This window comes from Mesorhizobium sp. WSM4842, assembly GCF_055901575.1.
Window position 1 is genome coordinate 164,428 of the sequence record NZ_CM148372.1, and the last position, 14,161, is coordinate 178,588.

General features: G+C 63.2%; 13 protein-coding genes. 1 reads left to right on the forward strand and 12 read right to left on the reverse strand.

What is annotated here, in order from left to right:
- Window positions 1-5: 5 nt before the first annotated feature.
- The 3 genes from bfr to AC0NIE_RS00755 all read right to left on the reverse strand — a co-directional run bounded on the left by bfr (window position 6) and on the right by AC0NIE_RS00755 (window position 2,190).
- Window positions 6-491 carry a bacterioferritin gene (gene bfr / locus AC0NIE_RS00745; protein ID WP_077377191.1) on the reverse strand — a complete coding sequence of 162 codons (486 nt, stop codon included), beginning with the start codon at window positions 489-491 and terminating at the stop codon, window positions 6-8.
- Window positions 457-768, reverse strand: coding sequence for a (2Fe-2S)-binding protein (locus AC0NIE_RS00750; protein ID WP_473483897.1), 312 nt, complete (start codon window positions 766-768; stop codon window positions 457-459). Before AC0NIE_RS00750 ends, bfr begins: the two co-directional genes overlap by 35 nt.
- A gap of 132 nt (window positions 769-900) precedes the next feature.
- Window positions 901-2,190 (reverse strand): imelysin family protein, encoded by a 1,290-nt coding sequence (locus tag AC0NIE_RS00755; protein WP_473484519.1) that lies wholly within the window; start codon window positions 2,188-2,190, stop codon window positions 901-903.
- Between the two features lie 455 nt (window positions 2,191-2,645).
- Here AC0NIE_RS00755 and AC0NIE_RS00760 point away from each other — a divergent pair, with 455 nt between their 5' ends.
- A complete protein-coding gene (locus AC0NIE_RS00760) occupies window positions 2,646-3,899 on the forward strand; it encodes an NAD(P)/FAD-dependent oxidoreductase (RefSeq protein WP_473483900.1) in 1,254 nt (417 codons plus the stop codon).
- A gap of 158 nt (window positions 3,900-4,057) precedes the next feature.
- On the opposite strand, the gene AC0NIE_RS00765 is transcribed toward AC0NIE_RS00760, so the two are convergent.
- The 9 genes from AC0NIE_RS00765 to AC0NIE_RS00805 all read right to left on the reverse strand — a co-directional run bounded on the left by AC0NIE_RS00765 (window position 4,058) and on the right by AC0NIE_RS00805 (window position 14,148).
- Entirely contained in the window at window positions 4,058-5,335 is a 1,278-nt protein-coding gene (locus AC0NIE_RS00765; RefSeq protein ID WP_473483903.1) for a 4-aminobutyrate--2-oxoglutarate transaminase, read from the reverse strand.
- Between the two features lie 327 nt (window positions 5,336-5,662).
- A complete protein-coding gene (locus AC0NIE_RS00770) occupies window positions 5,663-6,409 on the reverse strand; it encodes an ABC transporter ATP-binding protein (protein ID WP_473483906.1) in 747 nt (248 codons plus the stop codon).
- Window positions 6,406-7,254 carry an ABC transporter ATP-binding protein gene (locus AC0NIE_RS00775; protein WP_473483909.1) on the reverse strand — a complete coding sequence of 283 codons (849 nt, stop codon included), beginning with the start codon at window positions 7,252-7,254 and terminating at the stop codon, window positions 6,406-6,408. Before AC0NIE_RS00775 ends, AC0NIE_RS00770 begins: the two co-directional genes overlap by 4 nt.
- The gene (gene nikC, locus AC0NIE_RS00780) at window positions 7,251-8,171 is read right to left on the reverse strand and encodes a nickel transporter permease (RefSeq protein ID WP_473483912.1); all 921 of its coding nucleotides are present in this window, start codon (window positions 8,169-8,171) and stop codon (window positions 7,251-7,253) included. The genes AC0NIE_RS00775 and nikC overlap by 4 nt, the downstream gene beginning before the upstream one ends.
- On the reverse strand, window positions 8,168-9,235 hold the full coding sequence (locus tag AC0NIE_RS00785; RefSeq protein ID WP_473483915.1) for an ABC transporter permease: 1,068 nt from the start codon (window positions 9,233-9,235) through the stop codon (window positions 8,168-8,170). The genes nikC and AC0NIE_RS00785 overlap by 4 nt, the downstream gene beginning before the upstream one ends.
- A gap of 18 nt (window positions 9,236-9,253) precedes the next feature.
- Window positions 9,254-10,897, reverse strand: a complete 1,644-nt coding sequence (locus AC0NIE_RS00790) for an ABC transporter substrate-binding protein (RefSeq protein WP_473483918.1) — start codon at window positions 10,895-10,897, stop codon at window positions 9,254-9,256.
- Window positions 10,898-11,121: 224 nt separating this feature from the next.
- Window positions 11,122-12,399, reverse strand: a complete 1,278-nt coding sequence (locus AC0NIE_RS00795; protein WP_473483921.1) for a lytic murein transglycosylase — start codon at window positions 12,397-12,399, stop codon at window positions 11,122-11,124.
- A 169-nt stretch (window positions 12,400-12,568) separates the two neighbouring features.
- Window positions 12,569-13,174 carry a recombination mediator RecR gene (gene recR, locus AC0NIE_RS00800; protein WP_473483924.1) on the reverse strand — a complete coding sequence of 202 codons (606 nt, stop codon included), beginning with the start codon at window positions 13,172-13,174 and terminating at the stop codon, window positions 12,569-12,571.
- Between the two features lie 83 nt (window positions 13,175-13,257).
- The gene (locus tag AC0NIE_RS00805; RefSeq protein ID WP_473483926.1) at window positions 13,258-14,148 is read right to left on the reverse strand and encodes a cell wall hydrolase; all 891 of its coding nucleotides are present in this window, start codon (window positions 14,146-14,148) and stop codon (window positions 13,258-13,260) included.
- Window positions 14,149-14,161 lie beyond the last annotated feature (13 nt).

The following is a 14,161-nucleotide window of genomic DNA, read 5'->3' on the forward strand; positions in this document are numbered from 1 at the left end:
TGTCCCTAATCCGCCTCGTCGGCCGATGCGGCGTTGAGCTGGCCGTATTTTTCCTCGCCGATCGAGGCGAGCAGGTCGAGTTGCGTCTCGAGGAAGTCGATGTGACCTTCCTCGTCGGACAGCAGATCCTCGAACAGCTTCATCGTCACGTAGTCGCCTGCTTCTTCGCAAATCTCGCGCGAACGCTTGTACGCAGTGCGCGCGTCATATTCGCCGGCAAGATCGGATTCGAGCACTTCCTTGACATTCTGTCCGATGCGCAGCGGTGCTACCGACTGCAGGTTCGGATGGCCTTCAAGGAAGATGATGCGGGCCACGAGCCGGTCGGCATGGTGCATCTCCTCGATCGATTCCGCGCGTTCCTTCTTCGCCAGCTTGGCGTAGCCCCAGTCTTCCAGCAGCCGGAAATGCACCCAGTACTGATTGACCGCTCCAAGTTCCAGAAACAGAGCCTCGTTAAGCCGCTCTATGATCTGCTGTTCGCCTTTCATGGGTTCTGCTCCCGTATTGGACGCGCAGGCCTCTGACGCGATCCAGGTGTGAAACGACATCCACGCCGCTCGCCTCCGAGCGGGTGTGGTAATTTTCGGTTACCCGAATGATCGTTTCGACCACATTTGGGAAGCAGCCGCAACAGCGACCACGCTTCTGCATGGCATGATAGATCTTCGCCGGCACGATAAGCTGCCAGGGATCCTGATCCAGCAGCCCGACGATCGTCAGCTCAATCTCCTTTTCGGTGATGATGTTGCAATGGCAGATCAGCATTATTTGCTCTGTATGGCTGACGGCACTTGCTCGGCGCCGTGTGGCTTATCTTCTCAATCGAACCGAAAACCGATTTCCAATTTTCTTTATACGGACCTTCGGTTCGGGATCGTACTCAAGGCCCTTGACGCCTTACTGGAACACTTTGTCTGGCGCATCGAGGCTGTCGGAGCCCTCGAACGCGATGGCATTGAGTTTCAGGGTGCCAGCCGCGCGTTCGATCGATTTGGTCTGGTCGACCAGCGCATCGATCGCCGCCTGCACGGTGGCGTTGCCTTCCGTATTGCCTTCGCCGATCTGCTGGTCATAGGCCTCGCCGGCAACCGCCCGCGCCTTGATGGCCTCCATCTTGGCAACGGTGACGTCCAGCTTGTCCGACAGTTCCTTGTCGATCGCCGGATCGGCCTCCTTGACCATGTCGGATACCGAAGGGCCTTCGACGACGGTACCGTCAAGGCGCGTGTAGCTGCCACGATAGGCGGCGCGAATGCCGACGGCATCGTAGAGATGCGAGTCGTAGGTGTTGTCGGAGAAGCAGTCGTGCTCCTCTTCCGGGTCGTGCAGCAGCAGGCCGAGCTTCATGCGCTCGCCGGCGAGTTCGCCATAGGACAGCGAGCCCATGCCGGTGAGGATGGTCGAGATGCCGGCCTTCGGCTCGCCATCGACAAGGTTCTTGCGGGCGCCGCCGCCCTCCTTCCAATCGTTGACGATATCCTGCAGATCGGAAACCAGAAGGTCGCTCGCCGACTTCAGATACTGCGCGCGACGATCGCAATTGCCGCCGGTGCAGTTGGCGAGATCGTAGTCCGTATAGGGCCGTTCGCCGGCGCCCGGGCCGGTGCCGTGCGGGTCCTGGCCCCACAGCAGGAATTCGATGGCGTGATAGCCGGTCGCCACATTGGCCTCGATGCCGCCGGCCTCCTGCAGCGTGCCGGAGAGGAACTCCGGCGTCAGATTGGTGGCGTCGATCTTCTTGCCGTCGACCTCGATCGACTTGTTGGCGATCACATTGGCGGTGTAGAGCGCATTCGCGTCCGACTCGGTGCCGTAGTTCTCGGCGACATAGTCGATCAGCCCCTCGTCCAGCGGCCAGGCATTCACCTTGCCTTCCCAGTCGTCGACGATGGCATTGCCGAAGCGGTACACTTCGGTCTGCTGATAGGGAACGCGCGACGCCTTCCAGGCCTCGCGGGCGGCAGTCAGCGTTTCCACCGAAGGTTTGGCGAGCAGCGCCTCGACGGCCTTGTCGAGCGCCTGCGCCGCGGTCAGCGAATCTTCATACTTGGCGAGCGCAATGTCGGAATAGGTCTTGATGACCGCCTTGGCATCGGTTTCCGCCTTGGCCGGCAGCACGAATATCGCCGCCGTCAATGCCGCCGTGGCGCCGATCGCGGCGAGCCTGCCATATCGTGCCGTGATCATCGCTCTCATGATTGTCATCTCCTCGGAATTCAGTGAAATGCCGGCGCCAAAGGCGCGTCGGCAGGCAATCGGCGCCAAGGCAGGTCCCTGCCATTGGGCGAGAAACAGGCCGCGGCATAGCGCGGTTTGCGGAAGAAAGACATCGAAATGCCTCCAATCGAAAGGGTTCAAGGCCCAGACATCAAAGGGATGCGCTTGACGCGCAAGCTTCCATAAAGCGATGAAGGCACCGGAAGTCAACCAATTTCAGAGAGAAAAGCCAATCGAAACAACAGTTTAGAATTATTCTAAACTGCAAGTGTCAACTTTAGCCGTATTTTACCGTGTCGTCGTTAAACGGCACTATTGACGGACCGCCATTCCGGGTGCGACCCGCAAATGCGGTCTTGCGGCGGCGCCAGACAATCGCCACTTGGCGAGACGTCCTAGACTTGGATTAAGGAATTGGGGCTGTGATGAAAAACGGTGTGGTCATTGTCGGTGCGGGTCATGCGGGCGTGCAAGCGGCCGCCAGCCTGCGCGAGGACGGGTACGACGGACCCGTGATCCTCGTCAGTGACGAGCACGAACTGCCCTACCACAAGCCGCCGCTGTCGAAGACCTTCATCAAGGATCAAGAGGCCAAACCGCAGCCGCTGCGCGGTGAGGCGTTTTATACCGGCAGCGCGATCGACTACCGGCCGGGCATTCGAATCGAGCGCATCGATGCCGGCGGCCGCAGGCTGGAGATATCAGGGGGTGGCGTGCTGCCGTTCGACCGGCTCATCCTGGCGACCGGTTCGCGGCCGCGCATCCTGCCGCTGCCGGGTTCGGATTATTCAGGCGTTGTGTCGCTGCGCTCGCTCGCCGACGCGCGGCTGATCCGTGAATTGAGCGCACGGAGCGAGGATGTCGTCATCCTCGGCGGCGGCTTCATCGGACTGGAGATCGCCGCAACGCTCAAAGCGGCCGGCCGCAAGGTCACGGTAGTCGAGGCGGTCGACCGACTGCTCGGCCGGGCAGTGGCGCCGGTCATCGCGCGCCATGTACGGCAGCGGCTGGAAGCGACCGGTGTCCGCATCCTTACCGGCACCACGATTGCGCGGCTCGAAGGTGAGAGCGGCCGTGTCGCGGCCGCGGTCACCTCAAGCGGCGAGCGCCTGCCGGCGCAGATGGTCATCGTCGGCATCGGCGTCGTTCCGAATGTCGAACTGGCGCAAGCCGCAGGCATCGCTATCGCCAACGGCATCAGCGTCGACCAGCAGATGCGCACGTCGGTGCCCGAAATCCTCGCCATCGGCGACGCCGCCTCCTACCGGCACTGGCTCACCGGCGGCGATGTGCGGCTGGAATCGGTGCAGAATGCCACCGACCAGGCACGTCTTGCCGCCCGCACCATCGTCGGCCATGCGGACGCCTTTGCGGCGGTGCCATGGTTCTGGTCCGACATCGGCGACATGAAGCTGCAGATGGTCGGCCTGATTTCGGGCGGCGACAGCCATGTCGTGCTGGGCGATGTCAACGAGAACAGATTCTCCATCTATCACTATGCTGGAAATCGTCTGCTCGGCATCGAATCGGTCAATCGGCCGGGCGACCATATGCTTGGCCGCAAGATGCTCGGCGCCGGCTTCTCGCCGATGCCGCAGACAGTTGCGACGGGGCCGGACGGACTGAAGGCGGCGCTCGCCGCCTTCCAGCAGGAAGAGCCCGTCCGCGCCGCTGAATAAGGATATGTTGATATTCAGGTGATGCCGGCCTGCGAACGGCGGTTTCCTGCGCTTCCGGTACTCACGTACCCGAAAGTACGCTCCGTTCCGGTTCTCGGAACCCACCATTCTCGGCGCGGCCTGACCTGAATCTCATCACATCCCGGAGCAGACGAGGGTCAGGCGGCGCGGACCTCGCGGATCGAGCTTTCCAGGATGTCGAGCGCTTCGTTCATGACTTCGTCCTGGATGGTGATCGGCGCCAGGAAACGGATGACGTTGCCATAGACGCCGCAGGTGAGCAGGATCAGGCCCTTGTCGAGCGCCTTCAGCCGGACTGCATTGGCGGTCTCGGCCGACGGCAAGCCCTTCTTCACGTCGTTGAACTCGACAGCGTTCATGAAGCCGGGGCCTCTGATATCGACGATCTCGGGCGTGTCGTCGCGGATCGATTGCAAACGCTGCTTTAGCCTGTTGCCCAGCGTGTTGGCGCGGTCGCAGAGCTTTTCCTCTTCGATCACGTCGAGCACGGCATGCGCCGCGGCGACGCCGATCGGGCTGCCGCCATAGGTGCCGCCGAGCCCGCCTGGGTTCGGCGCATCCATGATCTCGGCGCGGCCGGTGACCGCCGCCAGCGGGAAGCCGCCGGCCAGGCTCTTGGCCATTGTGGTGATGTCGGGCGCCACTTCGTGGTGATCCATGGCGAACATCTTTCCGGTGCGGGCAAAGCCGGTCTGCACCTCGTCGGCGATCAACAGCATGCCATGCTGGTCGCAGATCTTGCGCAGCGCCGTCATAAACTCACGCGGCGCCTCGTAAAATCCGCCCTCGCCCTGCACCGGCTCGACGATGATGGCGGCGACGCGGGCCGGATCGACATCGGCCTTGAACAGCCGGTCGAGCGCGGCCAGCGAATCGGCGACCGAGATCCCGTGCAGCGCCACCGGGAACGGCGCGTGGAAGACATCGGCCGGCATGGCGCCGAAGCCGACCTTGTAGGGCACGACCTTGCCGGTCAGCGCCATGCCCATGAAGGTGCGGCCATGGAAGCCGCCGGCGAAGGCGATGACCGCCGGCCGGCCGGTGGCATTGCGGGCGATCTTGACGGCGTTCTCCACCGCCTCGGCGCCGGTGGTGACGAAGATCGTCTTCTTGTCGAATTTGCCCGGCAGCATGCCGTTCAGCCGTTCGGCCAGCCTGACATAGCTCTCATAAGGCACCACCTGGTGGCAGGTGTGGGTGAAGCGGTCGAGCTGCGCCTTGACCGCCTCGATCACCTTGGGGTGGCGGTGGCCGGTGTTGACGACGGCGATGCCCGAGGAGAAATCGATGTAGCGGCGGCCTTCGACATCCCAGATTTCCGAATTTTCGGCGCGGTCGGCATAGATTTGCGTGGTCACGCCGACGCCGCGTGAAATCGACTGGTTCTTGCGTTCGGAAATGGCTGAATTCTTCATGATGTCCCTCGCCGGGCCGGCGCCCGTTCTCGTTTGGATGACTGCCGGGAATTGTTCTGACCTTATTTCACGTTTTCCTCAAGTTGGCACCGTCGCCGGCTCGTTGGGCCTGCCGCCGTTAAGGTCGTGTTCCTTCGCGCCCCCCTCTGGCCTGCCGGCCATCTCCCCCACAAGGGGGGAGATCGGCAGCTTCGTCGACGGCGCTCCTTCTACAACGTTCGCGATTGGCGAAATCAGTGGTGGCGGCCAATCTCCCCACCCGTGGGGGAGATGGCCGGCAGGCCAGAGGGGGCGCCAAGGAATGCGACATATGGAATAAAAGATACTCTAAGCCCTGACAAACCCCTCGCTCGCCCTGAGCAAATTGCGCGTATAATCCTTGCTGACGCGGCGCTCGATGAGGTCGCCTGCGGTGAGGTGCTCGACCGCCTCGCCGTTCTGCATCACCATCAGCCGCTCGCACATATGGGTGATGATGGCGAGGTCGTGGCTGACCATCAGGAAGGTCAGCTTGCGCCGCCGCCGGATCTCCTCCAGCAGGTTGAGCACCTCGGCCTGTACGGATGCGTCGAGTGCCGAGGTCGGCTCGTCGAGCAGCAGGATCGACGGTTCGAGGATCAGGGCACGCGCAATCGCCACGCGCTGGCGCTGGCCGCCCGACAATTGATGCGAATAACGGAAGCGGAAGCCGGTGCCGAGCCCGACCTCGTCCAGCGCCCGCTGGATGCGCTTTTCGCCATCGGCAAAGCCGTGGATGGCGAGCGGCTCCTGCAGCAGGCGGTCGACGGTCTGGCGCGGATGCAGCGAGCCATAGGGGTCCTGGAAGACCATCTGCACCTTGCGATAAAAGGCCTTGTCGCGGCGCGCGCCGAGTTTTTTCCCGTTGACAGTGATGCTGCCCGAAGCGGCCGGTGCGAGGCCGGCGATTGCCCGCAGCAGCGTCGATTTGCCGGAGCCGGATTCGCCGACCAGGCCGAAGGATTCGCCGGACTGCACTTCGAGGCTGACGCCCTTCAGCGCGCGAAAGCGATCGAAGATCACCTCCAGCCTGTCGACGGAAAGAGCCGCCGTCATGCCGCCCACTCCGGCCTGCGATCGAGCACCGGCAGCGGGTGACGGTCGGCGCCGATCTTCGGCATGCAATTGAGCAGGCCGCGCGTATAGGGATGCTGGGCGCGGCCGAGCTCCGATGCCTTGAGCTGCTCGACCACCTTGCCGGCATACATGACGATCACCCGGTCGCAAAAGGACGAGACCAGGCGCAGGTCGTGCGAGATGAAGATCAGCCCCATGCCGCGCTCGCTCACCAGCCTGTCGAGGATGCCGAGCACGTCGAGCTGCACGGTGACATCGAGCGCCGAGGTCGGTTCGTCGGCGATCATCATCTCCGGCCCGGCGATCAGCATCATGGCAATCATGGCGCGCTGGCCCATGCCGCCCGAGACCTCGTGCGGATGCAGGTCGAAGACACGGGCGGGATCGCGGATCTGCACCGCCTCCAGCATGGCGAGCGCGCGGTCGCGGGCCTCCGCCTTGCCGACCTTCTCATGCGTGCGCAGCGTCTCGACGATCTGTCGGCCGATGCTCATCACCGGGTCGAGCGAATATTTCGGATCCTGCAGGATCATGGCGATGCGCTTGCCGCGCAGCGCCCGGCGGTCGCGGGGCGAGGCCGCGAGCAGGTCGATGCCGTCGAAAGCAAGTTTCCTGGCGGTGACCTCGGCCTGCGGCGGGGTCAGGCCCATGATGGCGCGGCCGGTCTGCGACTTGCCGGAACCGCTCTCGCCGACGATGCCGAGCCGTTCGCGGCCGAGCGAAAAGGAAACGCCGCGCACCGCCTCGATCCGGCCGGTGCGCGTCGGGAAGGTGACGCGCAGATCGTCGACCTCCAGCAGGGTGCTCGTTGGGTCGCCGTTCATTGGTCGCCGCTTCGGGGGTCGAGCGCGTCGCGCAGGCCATCGCCGAGCAGGTTGAAGCCCAGGCTGACGATGAGGATGGCAAAGCCCGGTGCACCGGCCACCCACCATTGGTCGAGCACGAAGCGGCGGCCCGAAGCGATCATCGCGCCCCATTCCGGCAGTGGCGGTTGCGCGCCGAGGCCGAGGAAGCCGAGACCGGCGGCGGTCAGGATGATACCGGCCATGTCGAGCGTCACCCTGACGATCAGCGACGAGATGCAGAGCGGCATGATGTGGCGCAGCACGATGCGGAACGGCGAAGCACCCATCAATTGCACCGCCTTGATGTAATCCGAATTGCGCACGGTGAGCGTTTCGGCACGAGCAATACGGGCATAGGGCGGCCAGGAGGTGACGGCGATGGCGAGCACCGCATTCTCGATGCCGGGGCCGAGTGCCGCGACGAATGCCAGCGCCAGGATCAGCTTCGGAAACGCCAGAAAGATGTCGGTGATGCGCATCAGGATCGCATCGATCCAGCCGCCGGCATAGCCGGCGACGGTGCCGACCAGCAGGCCGATAGGGGCGGCGATGATGGCGACGAGAATGACGACGTAAAGCGTCCAGCGCGAGCCGAAGATGACGCGCGAAAGGATGTCGCGGCCGAGGTCGTCGGTGCCGAACCAGTGCTCGGCACTTGGCGCCAGCAGCCGCGAGCCCTTGAGGTCGCCGAATGTTGGCGAATAGGGCGCCAGCACATCGGCAAAGGCGGCGACCACCAGCAAAGCGATGATGATGAGCAGGCCGAGAAACGCCAGCCGGTTGGCGGAAAAGCGCCGCCACGCCACATAGGCACGGCCGAGCCTTGCCTGCATGCGCGAAGCCGGCCGCTCGCTGAGCAGCCAGTCGCGACGGCTTTGTATCGCTTCTGCGCTCATCGTACCTTGGTCCTTGGGTCGAGCACCCGGTAGAGCAGGTCGGACAGGAGATTGATGCCGATGAAAACCGAGCCGATGATGATGGTGCCGCCGAGCACCGCGTTCATGTCGGCGTTCTGCAGGGAATTGGTGATGTAGAGGCCGATGCCCGGCCATGAAAACACGGTCTCGGTCAGCACCGAGCCTTCGAGCAGGCCGGCATAGGAGAGCGCAATCACGGTGACCATCGGCACCGCCGCGTTGCGCAGCGCGTGGCCCCAGATGATGCGTGTTTCCGACAGGCCCTTGGCGCGCGCCGCCACGATATATTCCTGGGCAAGCTCGTTCAGCATGAACGATCGCGTCATCCGGCTGATGTAGGCGAGCGAGAAATAGCCAAGCAGCGAGGCCGGCAGGATGATGTGGCGGAAGGCATCGCGAAACACATCCCACTGCCGCTGCCACAGCGCATCCAAGAGATAAAAGCCGGTGATCGGCGTGAAGGTATATTCGTAGACGATGTCGAGACGGCCGGGAAAAGCCACCCATTGCAGCCTGGCATAGAACAGCACGAGCGCCAGCAGTCCCAGCCAAAAGATCGGCACGGAATAGCCGACCAGGCCGATGATCCGCACGATCTGGTCGATGATGCTGCCGCGCCGCACCGCAGCCAGCACGCCGAGCGGCACGCCAAGCAATGCACCGATCAGCGTTCCCAGCGTCGCCAGCTCGATCGTCGCCGGAAAGGCGCGGCGAATGTCGGTCATCACCGGGTTGGTGGTCAGCACCGAGGTGCCGAAATTGCCGTTCAGGGCATTCTTCACATAGATGTAGAACTGCTCGATCAGCGGCAGGTCGAGACCCATCTCGCGGCGCGTCCGCTCGACGACATTGGCCGGCGCTCGGTCGCCGAGCACCGCCAGCACCGGATCGATGGGGATCACCCGGCCGATGAAGAAGGTCACCGCGAGAAGACCGAGATAGGTGGTTATCGCGATGACCAGGAAGCGGGCGATCGCCGACGCGACAGCGACGGCACGGGCGCTGTCGCGCCCTGCCGTCGCTTCGCTATCAACCGTGCTCATGCGGCGCGTCCGCCGGCATCACTCCTTGGAGATCTGGCCGACGAAGTTGGTGTCGAAGCTCGGGCCGAGCTCAAAGCCCTTGAGGTTCTTGCGCAGGCCGGCCACTTCCAGCTGCTGGTGGATGATGATGAAAGGACTGGTTTCGAGGACCTTCTTCTGCAGGTCCTGGTACATTGCGGCGCGCTTGGCAGCATCCTTCTCGAGCAACGCCGCTTCCGTCTGCTTGGTCAACTCCGGAATATCCCAGGCGTTGCGCCAGGCCAGCGTCTTGGTCTTGCCTTCATCCGAATTGTCGGAGTTGCTGGCGAAGGTCTGGGCATTGGAGTTCGGATCGAAGTAGTCCTGACCCCACTGGCCGATATAGATGTCGTGGTTGCGGGCGCGGTATTTGGTCAGCGTCTGCTTGCCGTCGCCGGGAATGATCTCCAGCTTGATGCCGGCCTGTCCCAGCGTCTGCTGGAACGATTCCGCCATGCCGGTCACCGGCTGGGTGTTGCGTACGTCCATGGTGACGCTGAAGCCGTCGGCCAAGCCGGCCTTGGCAAGCAGTTCCTTGGCCTTGGCGAGATCGAAGGTGAACGGATTCTCGTCTAGCTCGCCAAGCACGCCTTTCGGCAGGAAGGTCTGGTGGATCTCGCCGATGCCCTTGAGGATAGTCGAGCTCAAGGCATCATAGTCGACAAGATATTTGAAGGCCTGGCGAACCTCGGGCTTGGCGAGGTTCGGATTCTTCTGGTTGAGGCTGATGTAAAAGACCGTGCCCTTCGGCGCGCTGGTGGTGGTGAGATCGGCATTCTTGGCGATGGCGTCGAGGTCGTTCGGCTCGAGATTGCGGGCAACGTCGATGTCGCCGGCCTCCAGCGCCAGGCGCTGGCCCGAGCTTTCCTTCATGTTGCGGTAGATGACGCGGGCAAGCTTGGCCTTTTCGCCGTGATAATTGTCGTTGCGCTCCATCACGACGACCTCGTTGGCCCGCCATTCGCGCAGCTTGAAGGCGCCGGAGCCGGCATAGCCGGTCTTCAGCCAGGCATTGCCGAAGTCATTGTCGTATTTGTAGTCGGCGCTGGGCGTCACCGCGGCGACATGTTCCTTGACCAGCTTGGCGTCGACGACCGAGGCGACGGTTGCCGACAGACAGTTCAGGACGAAGCTCGGCGCATAGGTCTTGTCGACGGTGAACTGGAACGTCGTGTCATCGACAGCCTTGGCCTTCTCGGTGACGTTGTCGCCATTGATGCCGAACTGGCCGATGATGAAGGCTGGGCTCTTGTCGAGCTTGATGGCGCGCTCGAACGAATAGGCGACGTCCGCCGCGGTGATCGGGTTGCCCGAGGCAAATTTCAGGCCGGGCTTGAGCTTGAAGGTGTAGGTCAGGCCGTCGTCGGAGACAGTCCAGCTTTCGGCGAGATCGCCCTTGACCTTGGACGTATCGCTGAGATCGAGGCGGACAAGAAGATCGTAAGTGTTGCCAGTGACCTCTGCGGTCGACAGCTCGAACGCCTCGCCCGGATCCATCGAGATGATGTCGTCGATCGCGAAACCCTCGACCAGCGTGTCGGCCGGCGTGACGGCAAGGGCAGGCGCACCGGCCAGAAGCAACGCGGACATGGCTGCGCCGGCGAGCAAGATGCGGGAGCGTAGAGCAAACTTTTCCATCATCATTTGTAACTGTTCCCTGTTTTTGTTGACCTGAGTTCCCGGCTCAGGGTTTTGGCATTTACTTGCCAAATCGAACGGTGACCCTGAACCGGTCGTCTTGGTGATTTTTATCCAGTTCGGCCTCACCATATCCGGCGGTTTCAGGCGCGGCAACGAGCATTTGCAAAGCTGTTTGTTGGACCAGATCAGGCAGCCACCACCGCCGGAAGCAACAACCCGGAGCGCAGCTATTTCAACGCGGTGATCAGGTCGGCGTCGGGAAAACAGGTGGCGGCGCGACCTTTCCTGGCCTGCCATTTGCCGATCGACCGGCGTGTCTTGAAACCGGGCAGGCCGTCGGCGCTGCCGACGTCGTAGCCCTCGGCCTCCAGCGCCCGCTGCAGGGCGGCGATATCCGACCTGTGGAGCCCGCCAACCGCGCCCCAGCGCCCCGAAAAATTGCTGTCGCCATTCACGATGCGGTCAGCGCCGTGGCCGATGAACAGGGCGTAGAGATCGCTGGTGTTGTATTGCTTAAGCACGTAGAAATTGGGCGTGACGATGAAGGCCGGACCGCTGCGCCCGGCCGGCATCAAAAGAAAGCCTTCGGCCTTCAACTCGCGCGCCGGAAACGGCTTTGCCGTGGCACGTTCGATGCCCATATCAGCCCACTCGGAAATCCTCTTGCCCTGATCCGGCCCTTCGAGCGAACAGGAGACCGCTTCCGGGACCGTCACCTCGAAGCCCCAGCCGCGGCCCTTGACCCAGCCATAGTTGACAAGATAATTGGCGATCGAGGCCAGCGTATCCGGCACCGAGTTCCAGATGTCGGCCCGGCCGTCGCCATCGAAGTCGACGGCATGTCTGAGGAACGAACTTGGCATGAACTGCGGCTGGCCGAGCGCGCCTGCCCATGACGACTTCATCGCGCCGACCGGTGCCAGCCCACGCTCGATGATTTCGAGCGCCGCCATAAGCTCGGTGCGGAAGAAATCCTTCCTAGTCGCCATGAACGCCTTGGTGCCCAGCACTTCGAAAGCGTCGTAAGGCATCTTCGCCGCGCCAAAGCCGGTCTCGCGACCCCAGATCGCCAGCAGAACCTCGCCCGGCACGCTGTAGCGCTTCTCGATCGCGGCGATCGTCCTGGCATTGGCCGCCTTGCGCGTGCGGCCACCGGCGGTCACGGCGCGAACCGTCTTTTCGGCGAAATAGGCGCCGGGCGAACCGAACTCCGCCTGATGCTGCTTCTGCGGCGTCTTCGCCTTTTTGCCCGGCATCACCAGGCCGGGCAGTTTGAGATTCGGTTTGACACCGTCGAAGGCGGCGTCGAAGGTTTTTCTGGAGATGCCTTTGGCGCTGGCTTCAGGCCAGAGATCGCTGCTGAGCCAGGCGTGGAACTGGTCGTCGATTTTTGCGGCGGAAGCGGGGGTGGCGAAGAGGAGGCCAACAAGGGCTGCAAAGAGCGAGAGCAGGACCAATCTGAAAGGTTGCCATTCCGTCGCGCCCCCCTCTGTCCTGCCGGACATCTCCCCCACTTGGGGGGAGATTGGCAGCTTTGATGACAGCGCGTTCTCTTCAACGCTGGAGATAGGCGAAGCCTTCGATGACAGCCGATCTCCCCCCTTGTGGGAGAGATGTCCGGCAGGACAGAGGGGGGCGCGACGGAATGCAATCATCTCAATAGGCCCCCCTTCCTCAAAACGCCGTTCGCGAGCGCAGCGCGGCGGCCAGCGTGCCTTCGTCGAGATAGTCGAGTTCGCCGCCGACCGGGACGCCATGCGCCAGCCGCGTTACTTTGATATCGAAGCCGGACAATTGATCGGTGAGATAATGCGCGGTGGTCTGGCCCTCGACCGTGGCGTTGACGGCAAGGATCACCTCCTTGACCTCGCCACAGGCGACGCGGTCGACCAGCGAGCGGATGTTGAGCTGCTCGGGGCCGATGCCGTCAAGCGGCGACAGCGAGCCGCCGAGCACGTGATAGCGGACATTCATGGCGGCCGCCCGCTCCAGCGCCCACAGATCGGCCACATCCTCGACGACGATGAGCGTGCCGGCGTCGCGGCGCGGATCGGTGCAGATCATGCAGGGATCGGACGTATCGACATTGCCGCAGGTCGAGCAGATGCGCACCTTGTCGACCGCCTCGCTCATGGCGGCGGCCAGCGGCGACAGCAACTGCTCCTTCTTCTTGATGAGGTGAAGCGCTGCCCGCCTTGCCGAACGGGGCCCGAGCCCCGGCACCTTGGCCAGAAGCTGGATCAGGCGTTCGATCTCGGGACCGGCGATTCGCTTCGACATCGCATCGGTTTATGATTTTTCCGCACGCTTTGGAACACTCCTGCGGCGAGCGGCCTGTTCAACGCGTAAGGATGCTGCTGCCGTCAGTAGGCTTCCAGCGGCCTGCCCTGGCCGGCGATCATCGCGCCGATGGCGTCGGTGTTCTCGGGCGTCGATTCAAACGACATCGTCGGCTCGGCCGGCGCCGCCGGGAATGACGTGACCGGTCGCGCACCGGCGGTGCCGCCGAAACGGGCCGCGTCCGGCTCTTGCATCGCCACAAGCGTCGTCTTCTCTGGCGTCGTCTTCTCTGGCGTCGCCTTTGCCGGTTGCGATGCGATTGCGGTCACGTAGGTTGCCTTGGCGAATTCTGCCTTGGCGGCCGGCGCCGCGGAGGCCACGAGCGTCACCGGTGCGGCGCGCGCCGAATTCCGCGGTGCGGACTGTGCCATGGCGACCGTGGGCTCGTCCGGCAACGGTTTCCAGTTCCGGCCGCGCTTTTCGTAGAAGGCGTTGCCGCCGGCGACCATGGTGTAGTGCATGTTCTTGTAGGGGAAACGCAGGCCGGCGGTGTGAAAGAACATCGAGTTCTTCAGCTTGGCCTTGCGCTCGCCCTTGAGCACCGCCTCGGCGGCTTCCTCGACATCGGGCATCGCCTTCGAATTCATCCGCCGTGTCATCACGCCCGGCGCGAACTGGCCACGCTCGCCGACTACCTCACAGATGGTGTTGCCGTGCTTGCCGGAGCGCAGCCGGTTCACGACCACCGTGCCGACAGCAATCATGCCGTCACGGCTCGACCGGTTGGATTCGAAGAACATCGCGCGCTGGAGGCACTCCTTGTCCTTCGCTGTGTGGCTGTAGGGCCGGGACCTGACGGCATCGGTCAGGCTGGCCACGGACAGGCCGTGCGTGGTCTGACTGCAGGCGGCCAAAAACAGCGGAGAGGTGATGACGCCGAGCAGCAACGGCGTCTTCCATCGGGTCGCGATCAAAGATATCCCCTCA

Bases quoted from the DNA above. Each gene is read 5' to 3' on its own strand.
- AC0NIE_RS00790 (WP_473483918.1), bottom strand. From the start codon at position 10,897: ATGATGATGGAAAAGTTTGCTCTACGCTCCCGCATCTTGCTCGCCGGC.
- nikC (WP_473483912.1), bottom strand. From the start codon at position 8,171: ATGAGCGCAGAAGCGATACAAAGCCGTCGCGACTGGCTGCTCAGCGAG.
- AC0NIE_RS00770 (WP_473483906.1), bottom strand. From the start codon at position 6,409: ATGACGGCGGCTCTTTCCGTCGACAGGCTGGAGGTGATCTTCGATCGC.
- AC0NIE_RS00785 (WP_473483915.1), bottom strand. From the start codon at position 9,235: ATGAGCACGGTTGATAGCGAAGCGACGGCAGGGCGCGACAGCGCCCGT.
- AC0NIE_RS00795 (WP_473483921.1), bottom strand. From the start codon at position 12,399: ATGTCCGGCAGGACAGAGGGGGGCGCGACGGAATGGCAACCTTTCAGA.
- bfr (WP_077377191.1), bottom strand. From the start codon at position 491: ATGAAAGGCGAACAGCAGATCATAGAGCGGCTTAACGAGGCTCTGTTT.
- AC0NIE_RS00750 (WP_473483897.1), bottom strand. From the start codon at position 768: ATGCTGATCTGCCATTGCAACATCATCACCGAAAAGGAGATTGAGCTG.
- AC0NIE_RS00775 (WP_473483909.1), bottom strand. From the start codon at position 7,254: ATGAACGGCGACCCAACGAGCACCCTGCTGGAGGTCGACGATCTGCGC.
- recR (WP_473483924.1), bottom strand. From the start codon at position 13,174: ATGTCGAAGCGAATCGCCGGTCCCGAGATCGAACGCCTGATCCAGCTT.
- AC0NIE_RS00755 (WP_473484519.1), bottom strand. From the start codon at position 2,190: ATGATCACGGCACGATATGGCAGGCTCGCCGCGATCGGCGCCACGGCG.
- AC0NIE_RS00760 (WP_473483900.1), top strand. From the start codon at position 2,646: ATGAAAAACGGTGTGGTCATTGTCGGTGCGGGTCATGCGGGCGTGCAA.
- AC0NIE_RS00765 (WP_473483903.1), bottom strand. From the start codon at position 5,335: ATGAAGAATTCAGCCATTTCCGAACGCAAGAACCAGTCGATTTCACGC.